This is a genomic window from Pseudomonas sp. BYT-1 (genome assembly GCF_023611805.1).
Classification (GTDB): Bacteria; Pseudomonadota; Gammaproteobacteria; order Pseudomonadales; family Pseudomonadaceae; genus Aquipseudomonas; species Aquipseudomonas guariconensis.
In genome coordinates this window covers 2,066,497-2,090,451 of sequence record NZ_CP072559.1, presented here as the reverse complement: position 1 = coordinate 2,090,451, position 23,955 = coordinate 2,066,497, and the positions used below count along the sequence as shown (strand labels likewise).

At 65.3% G+C, this 23,955-nt stretch carries 21 protein-coding genes; 9 read left to right on the top strand and 12 right to left on the bottom strand.

What is annotated here, in order from left to right; genetic code table 11:
• Positions 1–14: 14 nt before the first annotated feature.
• The 4 genes from J5X93_RS09535 to J5X93_RS09520 all read right to left on the bottom strand — a co-directional run bounded on the left by J5X93_RS09535 (position 15) and on the right by J5X93_RS09520 (position 5,101).
• A complete protein-coding gene (locus tag J5X93_RS09535) occupies positions 15–1,082 on the bottom strand; it encodes a WD40/YVTN/BNR-like repeat-containing protein (RefSeq protein ID WP_070571874.1) in 1,068 nt (355 codons plus the stop codon).
• Between the two features lie 61 nt (positions 1,083–1,143).
• Positions 1,144–2,505, bottom strand: a complete 1,362-nt coding sequence (locus J5X93_RS09530) for a DUF1329 domain-containing protein (RefSeq protein WP_102081984.1) — start codon at positions 2,503–2,505, stop codon at positions 1,144–1,146.
• Positions 2,506–2,523: 18 nt separating this feature from the next.
• Positions 2,524–4,458 carry a DUF1302 domain-containing protein gene (locus J5X93_RS09525; protein WP_102081983.1) on the bottom strand — a complete coding sequence of 645 codons (1,935 nt, stop codon included), beginning with the start codon at positions 4,456–4,458 and terminating at the stop codon, positions 2,524–2,526.
• Between the two features lie 76 nt (positions 4,459–4,534).
• A complete protein-coding gene (locus tag J5X93_RS09520) occupies positions 4,535–5,101 on the bottom strand; it encodes an RBBP9/YdeN family alpha/beta hydrolase (RefSeq protein ID WP_070571872.1) in 567 nt (188 codons plus the stop codon).
• 276 nt (positions 5,102–5,377) lie between these two features.
• On the opposite strand from J5X93_RS09520, the gene J5X93_RS09515 reads away from it, so the two are divergent.
• Complete coding sequence (locus J5X93_RS09515) at positions 5,378–6,391, top strand: AraC family transcriptional regulator (RefSeq protein WP_182941164.1); 1,014 nt, start codon at positions 5,378–5,380, stop codon at positions 6,389–6,391.
• Positions 6,392–6,423: 32 nt separating this feature from the next.
• On the opposite strand, the gene J5X93_RS09510 is transcribed toward J5X93_RS09515, so the two are convergent.
• The 6 genes from J5X93_RS09510 to J5X93_RS09485 all read right to left on the bottom strand — a co-directional run bounded on the left by J5X93_RS09510 (position 6,424) and on the right by J5X93_RS09485 (position 11,825).
• On the bottom strand, positions 6,424–6,747 hold the full coding sequence (locus J5X93_RS09510) for a Rieske (2Fe-2S) protein (RefSeq protein WP_070571870.1): 324 nt from the start codon (positions 6,745–6,747) through the stop codon (positions 6,424–6,426).
• Positions 6,744–7,385: a DsbA family oxidoreductase gene (locus J5X93_RS09505; RefSeq protein ID WP_070571869.1), complete on the bottom strand. Its 642-nt coding sequence runs from the start codon at positions 7,383–7,385 to the stop codon at positions 6,744–6,746. The genes J5X93_RS09510 and J5X93_RS09505 overlap by 4 nt, the downstream gene beginning before the upstream one ends.
• The gene (locus tag J5X93_RS09500; protein ID WP_102081981.1) at positions 7,382–8,689 is read right to left on the bottom strand and encodes an MFS transporter; all 1,308 of its coding nucleotides are present in this window, start codon (positions 8,687–8,689) and stop codon (positions 7,382–7,384) included. The genes J5X93_RS09505 and J5X93_RS09500 overlap by 4 nt, the downstream gene beginning before the upstream one ends.
• Positions 8,690–8,874: 185 nt before the next feature.
• Positions 8,875–9,927, bottom strand: coding sequence for a beta-keto acid cleavage family enzyme (locus tag J5X93_RS09495; protein WP_043215843.1), 1,053 nt, complete (start codon positions 9,925–9,927; stop codon positions 8,875–8,877).
• A gap of 55 nt (positions 9,928–9,982) precedes the next feature.
• The gene (locus tag J5X93_RS09490; protein WP_070571867.1) at positions 9,983–10,831 is read right to left on the bottom strand and encodes a TauD/TfdA dioxygenase family protein; all 849 of its coding nucleotides are present in this window, start codon (positions 10,829–10,831) and stop codon (positions 9,983–9,985) included.
• A 13-nt stretch (positions 10,832–10,844) separates the two neighbouring features.
• Positions 10,845–11,825 carry a quinone oxidoreductase family protein gene (locus tag J5X93_RS09485; protein ID WP_102081980.1) on the bottom strand — a complete coding sequence of 327 codons (981 nt, stop codon included), beginning with the start codon at positions 11,823–11,825 and terminating at the stop codon, positions 10,845–10,847.
• Between the two features lie 239 nt (positions 11,826–12,064).
• Here J5X93_RS09485 and J5X93_RS09480 point away from each other — a divergent pair, with 239 nt between their 5' ends.
• On the top strand, positions 12,065–12,631 hold the full coding sequence (locus J5X93_RS09480) for a hypothetical protein (protein ID WP_232092033.1): 567 nt from the start codon (positions 12,065–12,067) through the stop codon (positions 12,629–12,631).
• 73 nt (positions 12,632–12,704) lie between these two features.
• Here the strand turns inward: J5X93_RS09480 and J5X93_RS09475 are convergent, their stop codons facing one another.
• Positions 12,705–13,592, bottom strand: coding sequence for a LysR family transcriptional regulator (locus J5X93_RS09475; protein ID WP_182941167.1), 888 nt, complete (start codon positions 13,590–13,592; stop codon positions 12,705–12,707).
• A 95-nt stretch (positions 13,593–13,687) separates the two neighbouring features.
• Here J5X93_RS09475 and J5X93_RS09470 point away from each other — a divergent pair, with 95 nt between their 5' ends.
• From J5X93_RS09470 to J5X93_RS09440, 7 genes are all read left to right on the top strand, one after another.
• Positions 13,688–15,121 carry an aldehyde dehydrogenase family protein gene (locus J5X93_RS09470; protein WP_182941170.1) on the top strand — a complete coding sequence of 478 codons (1,434 nt, stop codon included), beginning with the start codon at positions 13,688–13,690 and terminating at the stop codon, positions 15,119–15,121.
• Positions 15,122–15,134: 13 nt separating this feature from the next.
• Positions 15,135–16,121, top strand: a complete 987-nt coding sequence (locus J5X93_RS09465) for a dipeptidase (RefSeq protein WP_182941173.1) — start codon at positions 15,135–15,137, stop codon at positions 16,119–16,121.
• 54 nt (positions 16,122–16,175) lie between these two features.
• The gene (locus J5X93_RS09460; RefSeq protein ID WP_043209246.1) at positions 16,176–17,726 is read left to right on the top strand and encodes a BCCT family transporter; all 1,551 of its coding nucleotides are present in this window, start codon (positions 16,176–16,178) and stop codon (positions 17,724–17,726) included.
• Positions 17,727–17,752: 26 nt separating this feature from the next.
• Positions 17,753–19,447 carry a hypothetical protein gene (locus J5X93_RS09455; RefSeq protein ID WP_182941176.1) on the top strand — a complete coding sequence of 565 codons (1,695 nt, stop codon included), beginning with the start codon at positions 17,753–17,755 and terminating at the stop codon, positions 19,445–19,447.
• Positions 19,448–19,449: 2 nt separating this feature from the next.
• Complete coding sequence (locus J5X93_RS09450) at positions 19,450–20,145, top strand: DUF3726 domain-containing protein (protein ID WP_182943333.1); 696 nt, start codon at positions 19,450–19,452, stop codon at positions 20,143–20,145.
• Positions 20,146–20,174: 29 nt separating this feature from the next.
• The gene (locus J5X93_RS09445) at positions 20,175–20,546 is read left to right on the top strand and encodes a RidA family protein (RefSeq protein ID WP_182941179.1); all 372 of its coding nucleotides are present in this window, start codon (positions 20,175–20,177) and stop codon (positions 20,544–20,546) included.
• A gap of 286 nt (positions 20,547–20,832) precedes the next feature.
• Positions 20,833–22,749, top strand: a complete 1,917-nt coding sequence (locus J5X93_RS09440; RefSeq protein ID WP_182941182.1) for a tyrosine-protein phosphatase — start codon at positions 20,833–20,835, stop codon at positions 22,747–22,749.
• 26 nt (positions 22,750–22,775) lie between these two features.
• Here J5X93_RS09440 and J5X93_RS09435 read toward each other — a convergent pair whose 3' ends face one another.
• Positions 22,776–23,747, bottom strand: coding sequence for a helix-turn-helix transcriptional regulator (locus J5X93_RS09435; RefSeq protein ID WP_232092034.1), 972 nt, complete (start codon positions 23,745–23,747; stop codon positions 22,776–22,778).
• Between the last annotated feature and the right edge of the window lie 208 nt (positions 23,748–23,955).

The window sequence follows — 23,955 nt, the reverse complement described above, 5'->3', positions numbered from 1 at the left end:
GTTAGGGACGGCGCTTACTGGAGCGCCAGCGTGCGTACGCCGCGCTCGCCCACCAGCACCAGGTCGGTGGCGGTGTCAAAGGCGCTGGCACTCACGGGAGTGCGCGAGGCTTGGCGCACCAGGATGAAACTGGCGCCCCCATCGCGGCTTTGCAGCAGGTCACCGGCCTGGCTCGACAGCCAGAACTGGCCGTTGCTGTCCTGGCTGGCAGCGGTGAGGCTGGTGGCCAGGCCCGTGTTCACCGGCTGCCAGTTCAGGCCGCCATCGGTGCTGCGGTAGGCATGGCCGCGCAGCCCGTAGGCCAGCAGCACCCCCGCTTTGCCGGTGATGCCGAAGAACGTGCCGCTGTAGGGCGTGGTCAGCCGGGTGAAACGCTGGCCGGCGGCATCGAGCTTGAGCAGCAGGCCCTGCTCGCCGGTGATGTACAGCGCGCCGTCGATCTGGGCCAGGCTGGTCAGGTGCAGGCCCTGGGGGTTGTCGCTGCGCTCGAGCCAGGGCGTCCAGCTGCGCCCGCCGTCAGTGGTGTGCAGCAGCAGATTGAACACGCCGACGGCAAAGCCGTGCTGTTCATCGGTGAACCACACATCCAGCAGCGGCTTGTCAGCACCTTCGGCCACAAGGCGCTCGCCCTCGGCCACCCAGGCGGCCCAGCGTTCATCCTGCGGGGCGGCCTGGGCCTGGGCGCGGTACCAGGCGAGTACTTGCTCTGCGAGCACGCGACCGTCCAGCTGTTTTTCCCAATGCTCACCGCCATCGCCGCTGTGCAGGATCACCCCGTCGTTGCCCACGGCCCAGCCACTGCGGGGAGTGGGAAAGCTCACAGCATTGAGGTCGGCGCTGACCGGTACCTGAGCCTGCTGCCAGTGCGCGCCGTGGTCATCGGAATACACGATGTGCCCACGGGGGCCGACAGCCACCAACCGCTCACCGGCACGGCCCACATCGCGCAAGGAGCTGACCGGCGCCAGCGCGCTGGGCATCGCTGGCAGGTCCAGCACATCCACGTAGGGCGCGGCCTGGGCCAGGCCATGCAGGGCGGCACAGAGCATCAGCACCTGGGCGCTTGATTTGAAGACAGACATCCTGAACCTCCCGATTCGTCGGACGAGGCCTGCGCAAGGCAACCGCGCAAGCCCCAGGCACTCAGCGAATACCGGCCCCCGCCAGGGACTCGGGCGACCATTGGGTCTTGGACAGGGGGTCGATGTAGCGGATACCGCCGTAGGCACCGACCACGCCATTGAGGTTGTAGGTGCCACCGATCAGGTCGTAGATCATGAACGGCGTGGCATCGGGGGTGGTCTTGTCGTAGCTCTGGGTGAGGAAGGCGAACGAGCCACGGTACAGCTGGCCACGGGCGTCGTACTGGTCCGAGGCCAGGGCGACCCAGCTGTCTTCATCGAGGTAGAAGCGACGCTTGTGGTAGATGTGGCGCGCGCCGTCCTTGAGCTTGCCCTCCACCACCCAGACCCGGTGCTTCTCCCAGCGCACGAACTGCGGCGCCAGGTGGTTGGGCGTGGTCAGCTGGCTGACATCGGTGTTGTAGGTCAGCTTGTAGGTGTTGTACGGCACGTACATTTCCTGCTTGCCCACCAGGGTCCAGTCGTAGCGGTCCAGGGCGCCGTTGAAGACGAACACGTCATCGTAGGTGCCCGAGCCCGAAGTGCCCGGGTTGGGTGTGTCGTAAGCCAGGTTCGGCGCCAGCTTCACCCGGCGCTGGCCCGGCAGGTACTGCCAGGCGCTACGTGGCTGGGCCAGGGGGTTGGCGGCGTCGCGCAGCATCATCGCTTCGCCGGCGCGGCGGGCTGGGGCGGTGTACACCAGTTTCATCTGGTAGTAGGTGTCCTTGGCGCCGATGGTCTTGCCCATGTCCTCATAGACCGGGTAGCTGATGTTGGCCTGGCCTGTGGTGGACAAGGTGGCCTTGCCGGCCGCATCGACGTTCCAGGAGTCGTACTTGGCGGTCATGCTCACGCCCTGGTAGCGCAGCAGGAAGTTCCACATGGCCTCGGCGCCGGTCTGCGGAATCGGGAACGGGATGCCCGGCAGCACGTTGTCCACCGCGGTACCGCCTTCCTGGCTGCGGGCGCCGGTGGCGTTCTTGAGGGTGTTGTCCAGCACCGGCTGCGGCAATGCGACGGTGCGGTGTGTCGGGTAGACATCCACCTGGAAGGTCGGGAAGCGCTTGAGCAGCTCCAGGGTGGTGGCGGTGAGCTGCGCCTTGTACTGCTCGGCGTTGGCAGCGTTGATCACCAGCAGCGGCTTCTCGCTGGCGAAGGGGTCCGGGCGCATGCTAGCGCCCTGCTGGTAGCTGGCCGGCGGGGTGACCAGGCCGCCCTGGTAGGCCGGGATGCTGCCGTCGGCGCTGGCAGCCTTTTCGGCCCCCACCGACGTCAGGCTGGTGCCCAGGCGCGCGGCCTGGTCACTGGAGACTGCCGCCTGGGCGACACTGAGGGCGAGCAGCGACAGGCACGAGGCCAGCAGGGTGTTGTGCAACGTTTTCATGATTGGGGGTTCCTGTACTCAGAAGGTGGTCTTGAGGGTCAGGTAGAGCGCACCACGGTCCTCGGTGGTGGCGCCGCCACCGGAGAAGGAGGCGTAGCCGCCGCCATAGCAGGTGTAATCCTGCTCACCATCCAGGGCATTGGGGGTCGAGCCGTCGGTCTGGCCGTCCTTGCAGGACTCGGCCTTGCCGAAGCTGTCGACGTATTTGAGATCGACGAAATACTGGTTGTAGAGCGCAGCGCTCACACCGACGGCGTAGTTGCCGGTGTCTTCGGCGCCACCGCCCTGGACCGGCGACACACCGTCCAGGCCGACGTTGATCGACAGCGGCAGGCTCATGTCCACGCCGGGGAACACCTGGTACCAGGTGGGGGTGAAGTTGACCGCGATGCCCCAGTTGTCACGGGTGGGCTTGTCGATGCCGCGGTAGCTGCCCTTGCCCTTGTACAAGGCCTCGTTGTGGCTATCGAGCTTGAGCAGGTTGCTGTAGAACAGCTCGCCCAACAGGGTCGCGGAGTCGAACAGCGGCGTGTCGCCGATGCTCATCAGCCCGTTGAGGGTCCAGTGCAGGGTGTCGCCGGTGGCGCTCATGCTGTCGCCATCGTGTGGGGTCTCGTAGACCACGCCGCTGCTGGGCAGGCGCGGCGGCAACAGGCCGAAGCCATTGCCCAGGCCGCCCTGGCCGGGCGCGCTGACGATCGCCGGGATGCTCGACAGCGGCATGTTGTGGCGGATGTTCAGGTCGCTGCCGACGCTGATGCCACCGACGTCCTTGGACAGGCTCAGGCCATAGATGTCGATATCGTCGGCATAGGCGAACTGGTACGTGGCGCTCTGTAGCGAGTTGTACAGGTTGCCCACGGCGCCCGGCAGCCCGGCTGGCGGGTTGCCGAACGGGCCGCGAGCGACGGTCAGGCCGCGGGCATCGAGCCAGGCCTGGGGCAGGATCTCCGAGCTCTTGCGGTAGTAGAAGCCCAAGGTGCCATCCAGCCATTCGGGCGACCATTTGGCCATGACGCCCCAGTCGCCGCGCTTGCGCGGGGTGAGGTCGTGGCCACGGCGAATGTTGGTCAAGGCGCCCTGCACCGGAATCAGCCCCGGGGTGCCGGTGTGACCGAGCAGGAAGCTCTGGGCGCCCTCGCCTACCAGGTCCGAGCCGCCGTAATAGGTGCCCGCTTCCGGCAGTCGGGCGGCGTCCCAATCCAGGAAGTACTGGGCGCCCAGGGTCAGTTCGGGATTGACCAAAAACGAGGCCGACAGCTGGTTACGCGGCACGAACAGCTCCTTGGCCTCGGTGCCGGGCGAGGCCGCAAGCTTGGCCAGGTCCAGGCCGGACTGCCCATAACTCAGCGAATGCACCGGGTTGAGCAGGGTCTCGCCCCAGAACAGGTTGTGCTGGCCGAGTTTGCCGCTGAGTTCGGACGTCTCGCCCACCTCGGTGCGCATGAACACGAACGCATCGAGCACTTCACCGGACGGCCCGCTGTAGTAGCGCTGGGCGTAGTTGCTCAGGTGCGGACTGCCCAGCGGCACACCGGTGCCGGGCAGGCCATTGAGGCTGGGGTTGATGCCCGATTGCTCGCCGTTGCCGTTGACGAAGGGGTTGGCATTGGAGCCGGTGTTGTCGTAGGCCTTGTCGTACCAGCTGGCGGCGCTGACACGAAAGCCCATGCGCTGCTGATAGATCACATCCAGTTCAGTCAGCAGGTCGACCCGGTTGGTGATGGTGGTACCGGCCTTGCGGAAGTTGTAGTCGCCGTCGTTGTTGTTCGGCGTGGCCAGCATGCGCTTGTCGGCGCTCTGGGTGCGGACGCCGTAGTTGTACTTGATGGTGTTGTCCAGGCGAACGGACCAGTCCTCATGGCCGGTATCGACTTCGAAGGCCTGGGCACCAGGCAAGGTGAGCAGGCCAACGGTGCAGACCAGCAGACAGTGGGTGCGTGACTTGGGCATTGCGTGACTCCGGTTATTGTTATTGTTCTGTTCACCGCCCGTCGTGCGCGGGCGTTGGTCAAGCGGTATTGCGGTATCAGCGGTCGAGTTGTTGGATCAGCGCCTCGGCCTGGGGCCAGGGGCCAAAACCGGCAGCCGGGTTGAGATGGCCGACCGCGCCCAGCGCCAGCAACTCGCTGCCCCAGGCCTTGGCCATGGCGACGGCGGCGTCCAGGCTGGCCAGGTGATCGTTGCTGCTGGCCGCGACGATGCTGGGGAACGGCAACGGCGCGAGCGGCAAGGGTGTCCAGCCGTTTTCCTGCAGGCGTTCGGGGCTTGGGTAGGCGGCGGGCCACTGGGCCTGCAAGTCCGGCGGTGCGGCCAGCAGCGCGCCCTTGATCGGCCGCTGATGGCGCGCCGCCCAGTGGGCCACCATCAGCACCCCGGCGCTGTGGGCCACCAGCACCACATCGCCGTCGATCTGCTCGATCTCGCGCTGGATTGCCTCGACCCGGGCATTGCAGTCCAGGCCATTGATCTCCAGCGGCGGCACCGTACGCACCTTGGCCAGGCGTGCGTGGAGCAAGGTCTGCCAATGCTCGGCAACGTGCTCGCGCAGGCCGGGAACGATCAAGACGGTCGCGTTGGTATGCAGTTTTTCCACGTCGGCACCTCAGCCAGGGGTGGTGCGCCACCTGGTCGCAGGGGCGCGTTGGACCTCACAGTAATGAGCGGTCCAGCCAGGCGCTTTACATTGGGCGTCAGTGACTTTTCATTTGATGACAGCGACTTTGCCGGGGGTCGGCATCGCCTGGGTTATGGGGAAATGGCCGAAATTTCCAGACCAACAGCAGCTTCTCATTTGGTGACACCCGAGCTATAAGAAGAGACCCGTGGGCCGTCGCGGGTCACCTAATGAGAACGCGTGGAAAACAATAAAATGACCGCCCTCGTACGTGCTGCAAGCCTGACCAACTACCTCGAAGTGTCCCGTCATCTGGGGCTGAACCCCCATGCCTTGCTGGCCCAGGTCGGGCTCAGCGCCAGCCTTCTGGACGACCCCAACCAGCGCATCCCAGCCGCCACGGTGATCGCCTTGCTGGAGGCTTCGGCACAGGCCAGCCAGTGCGAGACGTTCGGCCTGCGCATGGCGGAACTGCGCCAACTGTCGGACTTCGGCGAGATCAGCCTGCTGCTCAGCCACCAGCGCACCCTGCGCGATGCCTTGCAGGTAATCGTGCAGTATCGGCACTTGCTCAACGATGCCTTGGCCATCCATGTCGAGGAAGCCGGCAAGACGGTGATCATTCGCGAAGAGGTGGTCACCGACCGCGCCCACGGCAGTCGCCAGGCCACGGAGCTGGCCATCGGCGTGATGCTGCGCCTGTGCGCGGCCCTGCTAGGCGCGCATTGGCGGCCGATCAGCGCCAACTTCACCCACACCGCGCCCGCCGATCCGACCATCCACCGGCGTATCTTCGGCTGCAAGCTGGTGTTCGGCAGTGAGTTCAACGGCATCGTGTGCCCGGCGACCGACCTTGACACCACCACCCCACTGGCCAACGAAGCCATGGCACGCCTGGCCCAGCGCTACCTGGACACCCTGCAGGCCAGCGGCACACCGTCGCTGGAGCTGGAAATGCGCAAGACCATCTACCTGCTGCTGCCCATGGGCCGCGCTACCATCGAACAGGTGGCGCAGACCCAAGGCATGAACGTGCGCACGCTACAGCGGCGCCTGGAGGACTGTGGCGTGACCTTCAGTGACCTGGTCAACGGCGTGCGCCGCGACCTGGTGCTGCGCTACCTGGAGAACCCCAATTATTCGCTGGGACGCATTGCCGACATGCTCGGCTATTCGATGCCCAGCTCCTTCACCCGCTGGTTCATCGCCCAGTTCGGCATGCCGCCGGCCAGCTGGCGGGCCAGTCATCCGCCCTCGGCGGCGCATTGAAGTGCTTGGGGCCGCAGCGCAGCCCCGGGGGATCAGCAGGCCACCTCGGCCTCGATCAGGATGAACACGGCCTCCCCTTCCCGCTCCACCGGATAACGGGCCACCTTTAGCACCGTGGAATTGAGCAGGTACCCGCTGGTCAGGTCGAAGCGAAGCCCATGGGCGCAGCACTGGATAATGCGTCCTTCCAGGCGCCCACCGCACAACGAGGCCCCCTGGTGCGGGCAACTGTCGTCGATGACATAGAGCACACCCTCGACATCGAACAAGGCCAGGCTTTTATCCTGATACTCGAACAACGCCCTGCCGTTACGCGGCGGCAACTTGCCCGGAGGCACCGCGACACGCCGGCTCATGCCGGTTGCGCTTCGCACAAGGCCTCGAACAACACATCAGCAGGTTGCGCGCCCGACACCACTCGACGCCGGTCGACGACAAAACACGGCACCCCACCCGCCGCCCGCCCCTGCTCGCCCATGAATGGCCGTGCATCCTCGCGCAGGCAATCGGCAACCTGCGCGTGCATCAGGCCACAGCCCTGGGCGATGGCGAGCAAGGTCGTGCGATCGCCCAGGTCCTGCCCTTCATGGAAATACGCCGCGAACAATCGCATCAGCAAGGCATCGGCCTGTTGCCGGTTGCCCAGCGCCTGCACGCGCTGCAACAGACGATGGGCATTGGCGGTATTGGGCATGCGCCGGATCCGGGCAAATTCGATGTGCTCACCCACCGCGCTCGCCGCGTCGCGCACCTGGGCCTGGCGCTGGCGCACCGCTTCGTCGCTGCCCAGCCGCTCGCGGTAGAACGCCTCGAACGGCACCCCTTCAGCAGCAAGGCCAGGCAGCAACTGCACACCCTGCCAGTGCACCCGGACCTGGCGCTGCGGCTGCTCGCGACGCAACCGCGCCAGGGCCTGGTCCAGGTGGCGCTGGCCAATCAGGCACCACGGGCAAATGAAGTCAAAGAACACATCCAACGTCACCGTCTGCATCATGGCTGCGCTCCAGGGACCAGGGTCGGCTCGTTGTCCTGCAGACGGGCCATGTCCCGGTGGTAGTGACGCTTGGCGATGAAGAACACCAGCGCAGCGCCAAGGCTCATCAGCGGTACCAACTGCATCGCCGCGTGCAGGCCAAGCACATCGGATACGCGCCCGGTGATCAACGGTCCGGTGGCCAGGCCCAGCAGGTTGTTGGCCAAGGTCAGGGTGGCGAACGCCGTGCCGTGCACCGAATAGTGAGTCAGGTTCGCGACCATCGCACTGGACGGCCCGCTGGTGCCTGCCGCGACCATCATCCCCAGGCAGATCAGCACCAGTTGCGCCGTGCCCGTGGGCAAGGCGAAGGCCACCGACAGCAGCAGGCAACTGCCCAGGCAATAGGCAATGGCCAGGCTGATCTTGCGGTCCTGGCGCACACGCCCCAGGCGGTCGCAGAGCATAGCGCAGAGGATCATGCCCACACCGCTGCACAGCACGATGATCGCGGCGATCACCCCGGCCCGGTCGGTGCCCATGGCGTAGTAGCGGCTCAGGTAGCTGGGCATCCACACGATCACCGTGCCGCCGACGAACAGCTGCAGGCCGCTGCCGACATAGGCGGCGATCACCGAGCGGCTGCTGTACAGGGTGCGCAACGGCCGGGCTGCCTTGCACAGGGCCTTGTCCAGCCGCCGCGGCGCGACCTTGGCCTCCTTGACCACCATCGGATAGATCAGGGCCAGCAGCAACCCGAACAACGCCATGCCGGCGAACGACCAACGCCAGCCGAAATGCTCGGCCAGCACCCCGCCCAGAGCCATGCCCAACACCGAGCCGAACATGCCACCAGCCATGAAGGCGCCCGCCAGGGTGGCGCGCATGTCACGGGGGAATACCGCGACCACCACGGCGATGCCGACGCTGCCGTAGGCAGCCTCGCCCACCCCCACCAGAAACCGCGCCACGAACATCTGCGGGTAGTTCTGCGCCAGGGCGCAGCCCAAGGTGGCCAGGCTCCAGAGCACGGCCATCAGCACCAGGCTGCGGACCCGGCCGAAGCGGTCGGCTAGCAGCGACAACGGAAAGGTCAGAAGCCCCACCATCAGCGCGACAATGCCGCTGAGCAGCCCCAGCTGGCTGTCGCTCAGGACCCATTCTTGCTTGAGCAGAGGAAAGACCGCATTGAGTACCTGTCGCGACATGTAGTCGGAGATCAACAGGCCAAAGGTCAAGGCAAAGACCACCCAGGCATAGCGCCTGGATATGCCACGGGAAGTGTCAGCGTCATCGTCTGCGGCGCTGGCGAGATAGGCGGCCATGCTGCCTCCTTGGGGTATCTGGCGTGGATGTTGTTTTTGTTGTTATGAGATGAAGCCAAAAAACCTGGGCCGCCTCTAAAGACGCGGTCTTGCGCCGCGATAGGGCTGCAAAGCAGCCCAAGCCATCGTTGCAGCGACGTCAATCTTTCGGGCCGCAAGACCGCGTCTACAGGGCCCACGCGCCATCAGGCGCGCTGCGGCACGCCCTTGCGTCCGGGCTGGCGGTTGGGCGCCATGCCGTTGGCCTTGAGTGTCTGCTCGATGCTGCTGTACTGCTCGCCAATGCGATAGATGGCGCGGGCCTCTTTGCCGGTAGCGATTTCCCGGCCCAGCTCGTGGGCCACGCGCACGGTCTGCTGGATCTGCTGCACCGAGGTGAAGCGCTTGCCGTGCTGGTCGATGATGGTGTCTTCGTTGCCACAGCGCGGGTGCAGGCCCATGGCCAATGCCATGGTGTTGAACGGCAGCACGTTCTTGAGCAGCGATTCGGCGGTCAGGGTGCAGCCATCCGGCGCGCGGTGGATGAAGTTGAAGAAGTTGAACGGGTTGGGGCCGTCGAAACCGCCGCCGATGCCGATCCAGGTCAGATTCAGCGGGCCCATGTAGTCGCCCCGACGCACGATGCGCTCGAGGGTTTCCAGGGCGTGCATGCCGGTCAGTTGGAAGTGCGGCTGGATGTTGCTGGCCTGCAGGCGACGCAGGTGCTCGCGCACCCAGGCCGGCCCGGCTGGCACGGTCATTTCGCTGTAGGCCGCCTGGATGGCCGGGTGGGCCAGGGAGGTGCCTTCGAGGTACTCGGGGTACAGCAGCTCCATGATGTTCATCTGGGTGGTGTTGATCGCCACCGTCACCTGGTCGGGCTTGGGCGTCAGTTCGGCCAGCATGTGCCGGGTGTCGTCTGACAGCCACTTGGCCGCCTCGCCCTCGCTCTCCGGGGCAAAGGAAATCGAGCCGCCCACCTGGATGATCATGTCCGGTACCGCTTCACGTACGCCGGCGATCAGCTCGTTGAACTTGGACAGGCGCTTGGAGCCCTTGCCGTCCAGCTCGCGCACGTGCAGGTGCAGCACGGTGGCGCCGGCCTCGTAGCAGTCGACTGCCTTTTGCACCTGCTCGTCCATGGTCAGCGGGATGTCTTCGGGGAAGTCCTCGGGCATCCACTCCGGGCCATAAGGGGCCACGGTGATCACCACCTTTTCCATGTTTTCCGGGTGCAACGAGTCGTCGAAGAATTGCATGAAGTAGCCCTCGCTATTGTTATTGTCCTGGTGCCGCCAACCGGCGGCGGGTGACTCAGAATGTGCGATCGCCTTTGATCCCGGCCCGCTCCATCTTGCGGTGACAGGGCGGGTAGTCCATGACCGCGTAATGCTGGGTGCTGCGGTTGTCCCAGATGGCGATGCTGCCCGGCGACCAGCGCCAGCGGACCTGGTACTCGGGCAAGTAGGCCTGACTGACCAGATAGCGCAGCAGGTCTCCGGCACCGGGGTTGGCGTCCTGGCCGAAGCGCACCCGCTGCGGGGTGTGGTAGTTGGTGAAATGGGTGGTGAAGGCGTTGACGAACAGCACCTGCTCCCCGGTTTCCGGGTGGGTGCGCACTACCGGGTGCTCGGCGTCGGGGTACTGGGCCTTCAGCGCCAGGCGTTTTTCCAGCGGCATGGCGGCACCGAAGCTCGCCTCGATGCTGTGGCGTGCGCGCAGGCCTTCGATCTTGGCTTTCACCTCATCCGGCAGGTTCTGGTAGGCCAGCACCATGTTCGCCCACATGGTGTCGCCCCCCACCGGCGGACACTCCACGCAGCGCAGCACACAGCCCATGGGCGGGGCCTCGCGCCAGGTGGCGTCGGTGTGCCAGGCGTTTTCGTAACGGTCGGCCGGCTGGTCGGGGCGCTTGTAGATCTGCACCAGGCCTGGGTGGTCCGGATCGCTGCCGGCCACCGGATGATCCTCCAGTTCACCGAAGCGCCGAGCGAAGGCCACATGCTCGGCGCGGGTGATGGCCTGGTCGCGCAGGAACAGCACGCGGTGCTTGAGCAATTGCGCACGGATCTGTTCGAACAGAACATCGTCGTGGATCGCATCCGCCAGCTTGACCCCGATCAGCTCGGCACCGATGGCGCAGGTCAGTTGTTCTACGTGCATGGTGTTGCCCTCTTCAGATGATGAAGATCGACGAGCCGGTGGTTTTGCGTGCTTCCAGGTCACGATGGGCCTGGACCGCGTCCTGCAAGGCGTAGTGCTGGTTGATCTCGATCTTGATGCGACCGCTGCTGACATGGTCGAACAGCTCGCCGGCAAGATCGGCTTTCTCGGCCGGATCGGCGATGTAGTCGGCCAGCGCCGGACGGGTCAGGTGCAGGGAACCCTTGATCGCCAGCAACTGCGGGTCGAACGGCTCGATGGTGCCGGAGGCGGTGCCGACGCAAACCATCAGCCCGCGACGCTTGAGCGAGTCGAGCGAGGCCATGAAGGTGCTGCGGCCAACGCTGTCGAATACCACGTTCACACCGACCCCGTCGGTGAGTTCGCGCACGCGCTTGGCCACGTCCTCGACGCTGTAGTTGATGGTGTGGGTGCAACCGTGCGCGCGGGCAAGCTCGGCCTTGGCCTCGGTGGACACCGTGCCGATCACATTCACGCCCAACAGCTTGGCCCACTGCGAGACGATCAGGCCGACGCCACCGGCGGCGGCGTGCAGCAGCACCGTGTCACCGGGCTTGAAGTCGTACAGCCGGCGCATCAGGTAGGCCGAGGTCAGGCCACGCATGGTCATGGCCGCCGCGGTTTCGAAGGCGATGGTTTCCGGCAGTTTGATCAGCGCATTGGCCGGGATCAGGCGCTCGGTGCAGTAGGCGCCCAAGGTGTTGAGAAAGCCGGTGTAGGTCACCCGGTCGCCCACCACCACGCCGGTCACGCCCTCGCCCACCGCCTGCACCACGCCGGCCGCTTCGACGCCGATGCCGTTGGGCATCGGGATCGGATAGGTGCCATTGCGAAAATACGTATCGGCGTAGTTCAGGCCCACTGCCACATGGCGCAAGCGCACCTGGCCAGGCCCCGGTTCGCCGACCTCGGCATCTTCATAGCGCAATACCTCGGGACCGCCAGGTTCATAGAAGCGTACGACTTTGGCCATGCTTTCACTCCAATCGATCGATCTGGACGCAGTGCGTCAGTTCAGGTTGATTGGACTCTAAGCGCTGCGCCCGGCAGGTGCTTCGCATCCGACGACACGGGTTTTTCATTTGGTGACAGCGAGCGGCGCTTCGTCACGGGCCATCCTGGTGACAGGCATATCGCCAGGGTCTGGCTATGCTTGCTAGGCGCGTGCGCAGCGCACGCCTAACCGGAATCGACGACATGGAAAGAAGCCCGATGAAACTCACCCGCTCCCTCGCCCTTGCTTCGCTGACCTGCGCCGCCAGTTTCACCGTCGTTGCGGCCCCGCTGCCGCTGGGCAGTGAAGCCCTGGAAAGCCACGTCTCCACCCATGTACTGGCGGTGGATGCGCCGAACTACCAGGTCACCGTCGAAGGCCCCAACCAGAAACCTGTGACCTTCCAGCTCACCGAGAAAGCCAAGGCCTTGCCCAACCTCAAGGTGGGGGACAACGTGGACATCTACGTGACCCGGGCGGTCGCCTACGAACTCAATACCGAGGTCGGTGGTGCGCCGAAGATGAGCGAGGAGTCCGGCACCATCCGCGCCACCAAGGACAACCCCAACCCCGGCGGCGAGGCGTTCCGCCAGGTCAAGGTCACTTCCAAGATCAGCAAGATCGACCTGAAGAACCATGAAGTGACCCTGCTGCCGCCGGAAGGCAAGGTGCAGGTGGTCAAGGTCGAGAACCCTGATCTACAAGCGCGCATGAAGAACCTCAAGGTCGGCCAGACGGTCGATGCCATCTACACCGAGGTGCTGCGCGTCGAGACCTCACGCTGAAGGTGTGGCGGTGTTGCAGCCCATCGTAGGCTTTGCCCCACAGGTCCAAGCGCGACGTGGTACCTGTGGGCCTTCATTCGGCGCTCGGCCATTGCGCCTGCAAGAACGCCATCAACGCCCCCGCCGCCGGTGACAGGCTGCGCCCCTTGCGGGTGAGCATGCCGATCTGGCGCTCCACCTTGGGCGCGGCCAAGGGCAGGAAGGCGAGTTTTTCGTTTTCCAGCGGAAACGCCAGGTACGGCAGGGTACTGATCCCTACCCCTTCTTCCAACATCGCGATCAACGAAATCATGTTGGAGACGAACAACCGCCTGTGCTCCAGCAAACACGCTGCATCCGTGCCTTCCAGTAGCCGCGAGGTGCCGTTGCCGATCATCGGCAGGCCCTGCAGCTGCGACCAATGCAAGGCCCCGCCCACTTGCACCAGTGGATGATCGGCCCGGCACACCACGCCCACCTGGTCATGGGCGATCGGCATGAACTCGATCTGCTCGTCCTCCATCCACAGGCTACTGATCCCGAAGTCCACCTGCCCCTTGGTCAACAGTTGCTGGACACTTTCGGCCGTGCCGTCCTGGATGCTGACTTGCACGTTCGGGTGCTCGGCCACGAAACGCGCCAACGGCCCTGGCAGCAAACGGCTGGCCACCGAGGGCACGGTGGCGATGCTGACCTGGCCAATCTCGTGCCGGGCCAGCAAGGTGGCCTCGCGGGCGATGCGGTCGTGGTGTTCGATCAAGCCGCGAAACAGCGGCAGGCAATGCTCGCCGAACGGCGTGAGCTCCACGCGGCCACCGCCCTTCTCGACCAGGGCCTGGCCCAGTTTCTGCTCCAGCTCCCGCACCGCCAGGGAAATGGCCGGTTGGGTGCGAAACGCCTGGCGTGCGGCGGCGTGGAAGCTCTTGAGTTCGGCGACCAGCACGAAATAGCGCAGTTGGGCAATCTTCAGTTCGGGCAGCATGGTTAGCGATCCTTATCAAAGCATTTTTTTTATTAATTTTTATTTGCTGCATATTGCTCGCAAGATGAGAGCCAGGCAAACGGAGGCTTTCATCCATGACGTACAAGAACTACATCGATGGCCAGTGGTGCGAAGGCCAGGCCACCCTGGCGAATCACAGCCCCTCGGATACTCGCGACCTGATCGGCGAGTACCACCAGGCCAGCGCCGAACAGGCCCGCCAGGCGATCCAGGCTGCCCGCGCCGCACAACCCCTGTGGGCCGCCTCGGGCCTTGAGGCCCGCCAGCAGGTGCTGATGGCCATCGGCGACGAGCTGATCGCCCGCAAGGAAGAACTCGGCGAGCTGCTCTCGCGTGAAGAAGGCAAGCCGCTGGCCGAAGGCATCGGCGAGGTCAACCGCAGCGGCCAGTTCTTCCACTACTACGCCGCCGAAGTGCTGCGCCAGATGGGCGAGACCGCCGCCTCCGTGCGTCCAGGGATCGACATCGAAGTGCACCGCGAGCCAGTGGGCGTGGTAGGCATCATCACCCCGTGGAACTTCCCCATGGCTACGGCGGCCTGGAAGATCGCCCCGGCCCTGGCCTTCGGCAATGCCGTGGTGTTCAAGCCGGCCAATCTGGTGCCGGCCAGCGCCTGGGCCTTGACCGAGATCATCAGCCGCCAAGGCCTGCCCGCCGGCACCTTCAACCTGGTCATGGGCAGCGGCGCCAGCGTCGGCGAAACCCTGGTCAACTCGGCCGACATCGACGCCCTGACCTTCACCGGATCCCTGGAAACCGGCCGCCGCGTCGCCGTTGCCACCGCCGGCAACCTGGTGCGCTGCCAGCTGGAGATGGGCAGCAAGAACGCTCTGGTGGTGATGGACGACGCCGACCTGGACCTGGCGGTGGAATGCGCGCTCAACGGGGCGTTCTTCGGCACCGGGCAGAAGTGCACGGCGTCTTCGCGCTTGATCGTCTGCGAGGCAATCCACGACCGCTTTGTCGAGGCCCTGCGCCTGCGCATGCGCCAGCTCAAGGTCGGCCATGCCCTGCAAGCCGGGGTGCAGATCGGCCCGGTCGCCGATGCGCGCCAGCTGGAGCAGAACCTGGAGTACCTGCACCTGGCCCAGTCCGAAGGCGCCACCTTGATCGAAGGCGGCGAACGCCTGCAGCTGGACACCGACGGCTATTACATGCGCCCGGCGCTGTTCATCGACAGCCGCAACGACATGCGCATCAACCGCGAAGAGGTCTTTGGCCCCATCGCCTGCGTAATCCGCGTGCGCGACTTCGAAGAGGCCCTAGCCACGCTCAACGACACCCAATACGGCCTCACCGCCGGCATCATCACCCAGTCCCTGCGCCACGCCAGTGAGTTCAAGCGCCGCGCCCAGACCGGCTGCGTGATGGTCAACCTGCCCACCGCCGGCACCGACTACCACGTGCCGTTCGGCGGGCGCAAAGCGTCGAGCTTCGGCCCGCGCGAACAGGGCCAGTACGCCCGCGACTTCTACACCGTGGTCAAGACCACCTACCTGCGGCCCTGAAGGAATACGCGCCATGCATGACCTCTTGATGATCGACGGCCTGCAGTACTCCAACTGGGGCCCGGAGATATTCCAGCAAATGCAGGCCGGTGGCCTGAGCGCGGTGCACGCCACCATCGCCTACCACGAGAACGCTCGCGAAACCCTGTCGCGCCTGGGCGAGTGGAACCGCCGCTTCGAGACCTGGCCCGAACTGATCCGCCCGGTACGCTCGGCCAGCGACATTCGCCTGGCCCATGAAGAGGGCCGCGTGGGGATCTTCTTCGGCTTCCAGAACTGCTCGCCGATCGAGGACGACATCGCCTTGGTGGAAGTCTTCCGCCAGCTCGGGGTGTTCGTCATGCAGCTGACCTACAACAACCAGAGCTTGCTGGCCAGCGGTTGCTACGAGCGCGAAGACAACGGCATCAGCCGCTTCGGGCGCCAGGTGATCGCCGAGATGAACCGCGTCGGCATGCTGATCGACATGTCCCACAGCGCCGAACGCAGCACGCTGGAGGCCATCGAGCTGTCGACCCGGCCAGTGATCATCTCCCACGCCAACCCGTCGAGCTTCCACGCCGCCAAGCGCAACAAGTCCGACGCGGTGCTGCGCGCAATCGCCGAGTCCGGCGGGCTGCTGGGCTTTAGCACCTACCCGTTCCACCTCAAGGGCGCTTCGGAGTGCTCCCTGGAGAGCTTCTGCGACATGGTCGCGCGTACCGCCGACCTGATGGGCGTCGAGCACATCGGCATCGGCACCGACCTGTGCCAGGGACAGACGCTGTCAGTGCTCGAATGGATGCGCAACGGCCGCTGGAGCAAGGAGAAAGACTACGGCGAAGGCTCCAAGGACAACGCCAACTGGCCAGCGCCGTTGCAATGGTTCCGCGACAGCCGCGACTTCCCCAACATCGCCCAGGGCCTGCGCGCCCGTGGCTTTGCCGAGGAAGACGTGCGCAAGATCATGGGGCTGAACTGGTTGCGCCTGCTGGAAACCGCCACCACGGCGCAGGCCTGAGCCCCTCGCACGGACAGCCTTACAAAAACAACAATCACAGGTTCCGGAGGCTAAATGAAAAACCCAACCACCCTGCCGGCTGACGACCAGACCCTGCGCCTGCCGCTGTCGCGGGACATCGACTGGCCGCTGTTTCTGATCAGCGGCGGTTTCCTCGGCGCATTCCTGTTGGCGGCCCTGATCGACATCGATGTGGTCTCGGCCCTGGTCAACACGTTGTTCGCCTGGTCGACCAAGGCCTTTGGCCTGTATTGGCAGGTCTTGATGCTGGCGACCTTCGTGGTCAGCCTGGCCATTGGCTTTTCCAAGTGCGGGCGCGTACGCCTGGGCGGCGTGACCCAACGCCCGGACATCAGCACCTTCAACTGGATCGCCGTGATCATGTGCGCCCTGCTGGCCGGCGGCGGCGCCTTCTGGGCCGCGGCCGAGCCGCTGATGCACTTTGCCAGCCCGCCACCGCTGTTCGCGGGCGTGCAACCGCACAGCGAAGCGGCGGCCACTGCAGCCCTGGCGCAGTCCTTCGTGCACTGGGGTTTCCTGGCCTGGGCGGTGCTCGGCAGCTTGCTGGCGATCGTGCTGATGCACCTGCACTACGACAAAGGCTTGCCACTGGCTCCGCGCACCCTGCTCTACCCGCTGTTCGGCGAACGCGCGCTCAAAGGCCCGATCGGCACCCTGGCCGACGCCACCTCGATCATCGCGGTGGTCGCCGGCACCATCGGCCCGATCGGTTTCCTGGGCTTGCAGATCAGCAGCGCCTTGCATGCGGTGTGGGGTGTCCCCAACGGCATCGTCACCCAATCGATCACCATCGTGCTGGTCACGGCGATGTACACCGTCTCCTGCCTGGTAGGGCTCAAGGGCATCCGCTTCGTCAGCGAAATCAACGTCTGGCTGATGATTGGCCTGGCGGTGTTCATGGTGGTGTTCGGGCCGACGCTGTTCATCCTCGGCGGTTTCCCGCAGGCCTTCGCCCTGCATGTGGAGCACTTCATCCCGATGACGATGTTCCGCGCCGATCCCAAGTGGCTGGACTGGTGGACGGTGTTCTACTGGGGCTGGTTCATCGGCTATGCGCCGATGGTGGCGCTGTACGTCGCGCGGATCTCGCGGGGCCGCACCATCCGCGAGATCATCATGACCCTGTCGATCATCGCACCGTTGGTGACCATGTTCTGGTTCACCGTGGTCGGCGGGACCGGCATTGGCCTTGAGTTGCAGACCCCAGGCATTGTCACCGCTCATGGCGCCCAACCCGAGGACCTGCTGCTGGGCGTGACGCAGAACCTGCCGCTGGGCGGCTTGATCAGCGCGCTGTTCCTGTTCCTGAGCTTCATCTCGGTAGCCACCAACGGCGATGCCATGGCCTTCACCGTGGCGCTGGCGATGTCCAGCAACGATAAACCGAAGAAATGGCTGTGCGGCTTCTGGGCCATCGGCATGGGCCTGGCGGCGGTGGTGCTGATCACCATCGGCGCAGGCGGCGTGACCGCCCTGCAGTCCTTCATTGTCATCACCGCGGTGCCGGTGTCGCTGGTGATCCTGCCAGCGTTGTGGGATGCGGTGCGCATCGCCCGGCACATGGCCCGCGAACAAGGCGTCTGAACATGATGCATCCAGGTACGACAACAATGTCCAACACCGTGCTTGCCACCCCCACGCTGCGCCCTGCCGACCAGGTCATGGACTTGGCCCGGTTGGGCAGCCACTTCCAAAGCCCGCTGAGCTTCGTGCGCAGCAGCATGCGGCGGATGATGAACCAGCGCTGGCAGATCCAGCGCAGCCGCTTCGACCTCGATGGCGAAGGTTTCGGCACTGTGATCTACCGCATCGACACGCCGAGTGCCCATTACCACTGCGTGATCTTCTCGGCCTACCTGCCGCCGGAAAAGCGCAGCGACCGGGTGATCGCCGACCAGTGGGACGTGACCTTCGTGCTGGTGGCCGGGGATGTCGACGCGGCGCAACTGGACGACCTTGCGCGCAACGTGCCGCTGCAGGAAGCCGGTCGCTTCGATGCCCGCGTGCTGGTGCTGTCCCGGGCCAACCGCAGCCTGCGCAACTTCGACCGGTTCCTGGCGGCGCTGGCCGAAGGACAGCAACCGGACCCGCGTCAGCTGGCCGAGGTGGGCTACCTCTACCGCACCACCGCCGTCTACGGCAACGGTAAGTTCGGCATCGCCGACTTTGGTTGCCTGCAAGACAACCCGGACTTCAACCAGCCGTTCAGCGCGCAAATGTTCACGGTGTACCTGCTGCGCCATTTCAGCATCGAGCAGATCGAGCACATGGCCCGTGCGCTCAACCCACAACGGGCGGTACAGCTGGCCCCGGCACTGCAACGCTACCTGGGCGTAGGCAATGCCACGGGCCTGGGCATGGCGCCTTTTTTGATCAATCACCCGCAGCTCGTGGAGCGCTGGATCAGCACGCGGGAAACCGCCCTGGCGCAGGTACTGGCACGATCGGCCGAACCTGCGCATCTGGCCCGCCTTCAGCGGTTGCTCAGCCGCGCCCATCTGCACCTGAGCCAGACCCAGACCGAAGATGTGCGCCAGCACGAGCAAAACCTGCGCACCCTCGCCGAGCTGTCGGCGTTGGCCGACTGGCTCGGTGGCCAGCCGGCGGGCGACGATCTCTGGCCGCGCCTGCTGGCCTGGAGCGAAGCCCACGCCGGGCTAGGTTGCCAGGAACTGCTGGTGAGCCTGTTGCTGGAGCTGTACCCCGAGCAAGTCACGCCGCTGGCCGAGCAGATGGGTGTGGTCGAAGGCCTGCGCCTGGATGCCCAGATGCCCCTTGCGCAGTTATGTGAACTCATCGAGCGGCAGTACGCCTGGGCCCTGGCCTACGACTTCGGCAATGTCGAAGCCGAGCACTTCTTCTGGTACCGCTCGGCCGAAAAAGAAGAGCCGCGCCTGGGCATGCGCGCCGAGGAGCCGGGCGCCGAAAAAGAGATGCAACTGGGCATCGCCCGCAATATCCAGCGCTGCCATGGAGCGTTAGTCGAGCACCTGCGCGAGCAGCCCCAGGCACTGACCGCGCATTTCCTCATCGCCCAACCGGCGTTCAAGGGCACGGTGCGCCGCCTGCAAGGCATGGCCCATACCAGCTATGGCGAAATCCGCGCCAACCTGCTGGCCCAGGACATGCTGCCGATCCACCTGCTGCGCTGCAAACTGGCGTTCTTCGGCGCGGGCAAGTTCGACCCCAAGTCCAGTCGCTGGGTACGCATCACGCTGTTCCAGGGCGCGCCGCTGGTCAGCGACATCGGCCAGCCGTTCGATGACGACTGGAACTTCGCGGTGATGCCGCAGGAGGGGCTGTGACCATGCGCGTATCGCTCAACGAAATCCAGGTGATGTGCCGCAAGGCCTTCGAAGGCATGGGCTTTGCCGCTGGCGACTGCGAGGACGCCGCCGACCTGGTCGGCTGGTTGCACCTGCAGGGGCTGGACGGCATCGGCACGCTGGAAAAAGCCCTGGACTACCTGCAAAGCGAAGCCGAGCAGCCGTTCACCCTGTGCTACGAAGACAGCGCCCTGCTGGTGATCGACGCCAAGGGCCAGAGCGTGCTGCGTTGCGCCGCGACCGTGGTGGAACTGGCGCTGGGCAAGGCCCTGCGCAGCGGTCAGGCGGTGCTGCGTATCCACCACTGCCACAACCGCCTGCTGTTGCTGGGCTACCTGAGCCGGGCGGCCGAGATGGGGCTGCAGGTGCAGGCCCGCTGGGGCGATGCCCGCCAGCGCCATGTGGCCAGCTTCGCCGCAGGCGCCAACCATCCTCAACTGCACTGCGACGCCCCGCCCGGTGCCGGGGATGCGATCGAGCAAAGCATCACGGTGTTGTTCAGTCGGCCTGCCCGGGCCATCGCTCCGGTCGCCGCGACCCACAGCCTGCTCAACCAAGGGTTCACGGTCAGCGAACACACCTGGCGCAGGCTCAAGCAGATGGCCGATCACATCCTCGTCGAAAGCACCGAAGCCTCCCGCCGCCATGGCGCGGGCGGCGGCAGCGATGCCGACTGACCCTTACCGAACACTCAGGAATTTCCTTCATGAAACATGCGATCAAGACCAACCTGTTCGCCTCCAAGGCCCCATTGGAATGGGCGGTCGTCGGCAATGGCACTCTGTACACCGCACAGATTCCCATCGACGCCCACGGCCAGGTCGTCGCTGGCGGCATCGAGGCCCAGACCCGCCAGACCCTGGACAATCTGCGGCACACCCTGGAGGCGGCCGGCAGCTCGCTGGACGCCGTGACCCAACTGCTGATCTACGTCACCGACCGCAGTTACCTGGCCACGGTCAACAGCCTGTACACCGATTATTTCCAAGCGCCCTACCCCAACCGTGCAGCCGTGGTGGTGGCCGGTTTGGCGCGGGAGGAAATGCTGGTGGAACTGGTGGTCTACGCCTGCGTGTAAACCCACCCTGAGGCTGCCTGGCAGCCTCGCTCGCGCAAGGCACCGGCCGTGCCGTTCACGGCAGTTCGGTTAACCCGCTCGCACAGGATTCACCGGGACCAGGTGGGTGTCGATTTACACGCGAATGGGCCTCGAAAACCCTGCAAGAACAGGAGTTGGATAGACAGATCGCGCACCGCGCAGACCAATCGCGCACTCATCGTCGTCGCCAGGGGCCTGTGCAATATCGCGGCCCAACGAACGCGCTAATAGTGGCTAGCCCCTACACAACAACGAGGCTAGATCCGTGTATTCACGCGTCCTGTGTTCCCTATCCCTGCTCACCCTCGCCATTGGCGCCGCTCACGCCGCCGAACCGCTCAACACTCCGCGCCTGGTGGGCATGGACAACTTCCGCGACATTGCCGGCACCACCACCGCGTACAGCACCGCCCACAATGGGACCCTGCGCGCCGGCGTGTTCTACCGCACCAACGCCGTGACACCGACCAACGCGGACATGGCCACCCTCACCAGCCTGAACATCGGCAAGGTGTTCGACCTGCGCACCCCCAACGAGATCGCCGTCACGCCTGACCGCCTGCCGCCCGGCGTTCGCTACCAGAACATCGACATCATCGGTGCGACCACCTCGGGGGTGGACATCACCAACACCACCTTCCACAACGCCGACGAGGCGATTGCGATGATGAAGGAGACCAACCGCGCATTCGTCTATGACGCGGGCATGCGTAGCCAGTACACCGTGCTGTTCAACGAACTGGCCAGCGCCGAAGGCGCGACATTGTTCCATTGCACCGCCGGCAAGGACCGCACCGGCTGGACCGCTGCGGTACTGCAAAGCATCGCCGGGGTGGACGACGCCACCATCATGGCCAACTACCTGGCCACCAACGACTACACCGCTGACCGCATCGCGGCGACGCTGGCAGCGCTGCCGCCGAACCTGGCGGCGATCTACGGGCCGATGATCGGCGTGGACGCCAGCTACCTGCAGGCTGGGCTCGATGAGGTCAAGGCGCGCTACGGCACCATGGACAACTACCTCAAACAGGGCCTAGGCCTGTCCCAGGAAACGATCTACGTGCTGCGCGGCAAGATGGTCCGCTATAACAGCCTGCCCGGCCAGGCCAGCCTGCAAGGCAACGCTGCCGCCGGCGCAGGTCTGTTGCAAGACCTGCAGGACAGCTCGCTCTCTGGCACTTACAGCGCCTACAACTACTACCTGCAATCGGCCATCGATGCTGGCACTTTGGGGGGCTTGGAATCCACTGTCGGGGGCCAGGTGCATGCCGATGCGGCCAGCTACCTGCTGCGCCAGGGCGCGATGATCGACCAGGCAGCAGCGCCCTTCACCCATGGCGCGGACCTCAAGCCTGGTCAGTCGCGCCTGTGGAGCACGGCGCTGGCCGGCTATGTGGGCACCGACGGCTCGTCCCACGCACAAAGCAGCAACGAGCACAGCCAGGGCCTGATGATCGGCGTGACCCAGCGCGTTTCCGAGCAGCTCAGTGCCCATGCCGGCTTCGGTTACAGCAACGGCAACGTCGGCGGCGCTGGCGGTGAGGCAGACACCGACCTGACCTTCCTCAGTGCAGGTGCCCGCTTCGCTCCCGGCAGCCTGGAGCGAGGGCTGTTCATCGATGCCAAGGCCAGCGCCGGGTGGTTCGACTATCAAAGCAAGCGCGATCTGGGCGGCGGCCTGGGCCGGGCCAAGGGCGACAGTCACGGCAACCTGGCGGGGGCGAGCGTTGCCTTGGGCTATCGCCTGAACAGCGGCGCGCTGGTGCTGGAAACGAGCCTGGGCGTGAGGGTCAGTCATGTGGACCTGTCGGGGTTCACTGAAAAAGGCAGCGAGCTGGCCCTGGACGTCGATGGCATCGGGCAGACCCGACGCAGCGCCGTGGCCAACCTTCAGGGCAACCTGGCGACGGTGCACCTGGACAGCGGCTGGCAGCTGGTGCCGGGCTTCTCGGTGGGTTACGAGCATGTGCTTGGGGATCATCAGGTGGACAGCGAAGGTCATCTGCTGGGGCTGGATATCGAACAACGCGCCGCGTTCGACAATCGCGACCAGTTCACCGGCGCGGTCAACCTCATGGCCAACCTGGGTGCGTTCAGCGTGGGCGGTGAAGTGGCGGCCATGGGGGGCGGTGACAGCCATGGGGTGAGCGGGAGCCTGAAGGCCAGCTACGCGTTCTGACCCCCACTGCTCTGCAGAGCGGGGGCTTACACTCCCCGCAGCACCTGAGCGGGGCTCACGCCATAGGCCTGTTGGAAGTAGTGCGAAAACCGCCCGGCGTTGCTGAACCCATGACGCAACGCCACCTCCGACACCGAGCCGGACTCCCCACGTGCCAGGGCTTCATAGGCCCGCTCCAGGCGTACCTGGCGTTGATAATCGACGATCGATGCCCCCACGAACCGCTTGAAGCCCTGCTGCAGAGCCCGCAGGCTGACGTTGGCCAGCGCTGCCAGCTCGGCCCCGCTGGACAGGCTGTGGGGGTTGGCGCGGATGTAGTCCATGGCCAGCTTCACATGCCGCGGCGCGATTTGCGGCGAGGGCCGGCGCAGCGCTTCGCTGTGGTTGTGCGGCCAGGCCTCGAGCACCGCGTCGACCAGCATTTCCTGCAAGCGCACTGGCATCAGCACGCCCGCGTGGATCAACGAGTCGAACGCGTTCCCCGTGGCCAGCTCGAGCAACGCACGAATGCCCTGGAACGCCGCGACACCCAGGTCCACCACCGGCTCGAAGCGGATCGGCTGTAATACCGGACGGCCCAACAGGATCGCCAGCCGCTCGGTGATCAGCCCCCGGCGGATCGACATGCCGCACTGGGCATGGTCGTCGGCAAAATGCAGGGTCCGGATCGCTCGCTTGTCGATGGCCAGGCCCATACCGGGCCGGCCGGTCGTCTCGACGCCGTGCTCGAAGACGACCCGCCCGGCGCTGGGCAGCACGAAGGTGATCTCATCTTGCGGGGCGCCAAAGGTGATGGAGCAGTCGCCCCGGTAGTGCATGCGGCGAAAGCTGACGCCCTCGTGCCGCCCATAGACGCCACTGATGACGATGTCGTCCGACAGCGCCAGCGAGTCGGCATAGAGGTTGTCGAACATCTGCGAGAACAACGCACCGAAAGCGTCGCTGCGCAGGCCTCGGGAGCGGAGGATGATCTGTTTGCGGGGCGTGCCGGAAAACACCTTAGGGTCACCTTCTTGTTGTTTGGACGCATGGGCGCCTGACCTTACCAAGGGGGCATGACAGCGACGTGACCTGCACATGGCCAGGGCTTGAGCAAAACAAAACACAACCGCGGCAACATTTCGAAGTAAATTCCTACAGAAAGTAGCGAATTACCCTCGTAGAATTGTCGCCTGGCGTGTGCTGCGTGCGCCCGGGAGCCTTCCC

Coding starts and splice junctions, on each gene's coding strand:
- J5X93_RS09495 (WP_043215843.1), bottom strand. CDS start 9,927: ATGCAATTCTTCGACGACTCGTTGCACCCGGAAAACATGGAAAAGGTG.
- J5X93_RS09485 (WP_102081980.1), bottom strand. CDS start 11,825: ATGGCCAAAGTCGTACGCTTCTATGAACCTGGCGGTCCCGAGGTATTG.
- J5X93_RS09475 (WP_182941167.1), bottom strand. CDS start 13,592: ATGCTGCCCGAACTGAAGATTGCCCAACTGCGCTATTTCGTGCTGGTC.
- J5X93_RS09530 (WP_102081984.1), bottom strand. CDS start 2,505: ATGAAAACGTTGCACAACACCCTGCTGGCCTCGTGCCTGTCGCTGCTC.
- J5X93_RS09455 (WP_182941176.1), top strand. CDS start 17,753: ATGTCCAACACCGTGCTTGCCACCCCCACGCTGCGCCCTGCCGACCAG.
- J5X93_RS09490 (WP_070571867.1), bottom strand. CDS start 10,831: ATGCACGTAGAACAACTGACCTGCGCCATCGGTGCCGAGCTGATCGGG.
- J5X93_RS09450 (WP_182943333.1), top strand. CDS start 19,450: ATGCGCGTATCGCTCAACGAAATCCAGGTGATGTGCCGCAAGGCCTTC.
- J5X93_RS09500 (WP_102081981.1), bottom strand. CDS start 8,689: ATGGCCGCCTATCTCGCCAGCGCCGCAGACGATGACGCTGACACTTCC.
- J5X93_RS09445 (WP_182941179.1), top strand. CDS start 20,175: ATGAAACATGCGATCAAGACCAACCTGTTCGCCTCCAAGGCCCCATTG.
- J5X93_RS09535 (WP_070571874.1), bottom strand. CDS start 1,082: ATGTCTGTCTTCAAATCAAGCGCCCAGGTGCTGATGCTCTGTGCCGCC.
- J5X93_RS09460 (WP_043209246.1), top strand. CDS start 16,176: ATGAAAAACCCAACCACCCTGCCGGCTGACGACCAGACCCTGCGCCTG.
- J5X93_RS09525 (WP_102081983.1), bottom strand. CDS start 4,458: ATGCCCAAGTCACGCACCCACTGTCTGCTGGTCTGCACCGTTGGCCTG.
- J5X93_RS09515 (WP_182941164.1), top strand. CDS start 5,378: ATGACCGCCCTCGTACGTGCTGCAAGCCTGACCAACTACCTCGAAGTG.
- J5X93_RS09505 (WP_070571869.1), bottom strand. CDS start 7,385: ATGATGCAGACGGTGACGTTGGATGTGTTCTTTGACTTCATTTGCCCG.
- J5X93_RS09470 (WP_182941170.1), top strand. CDS start 13,688: ATGACGTACAAGAACTACATCGATGGCCAGTGGTGCGAAGGCCAGGCC.
- J5X93_RS09510 (WP_070571870.1), bottom strand. CDS start 6,747: ATGAGCCGGCGTGTCGCGGTGCCTCCGGGCAAGTTGCCGCCGCGTAAC.
- J5X93_RS09465 (WP_182941173.1), top strand. CDS start 15,135: ATGCATGACCTCTTGATGATCGACGGCCTGCAGTACTCCAACTGGGGC.
- J5X93_RS09480 (WP_232092033.1), top strand. CDS start 12,065: ATGAAACTCACCCGCTCCCTCGCCCTTGCTTCGCTGACCTGCGCCGCC.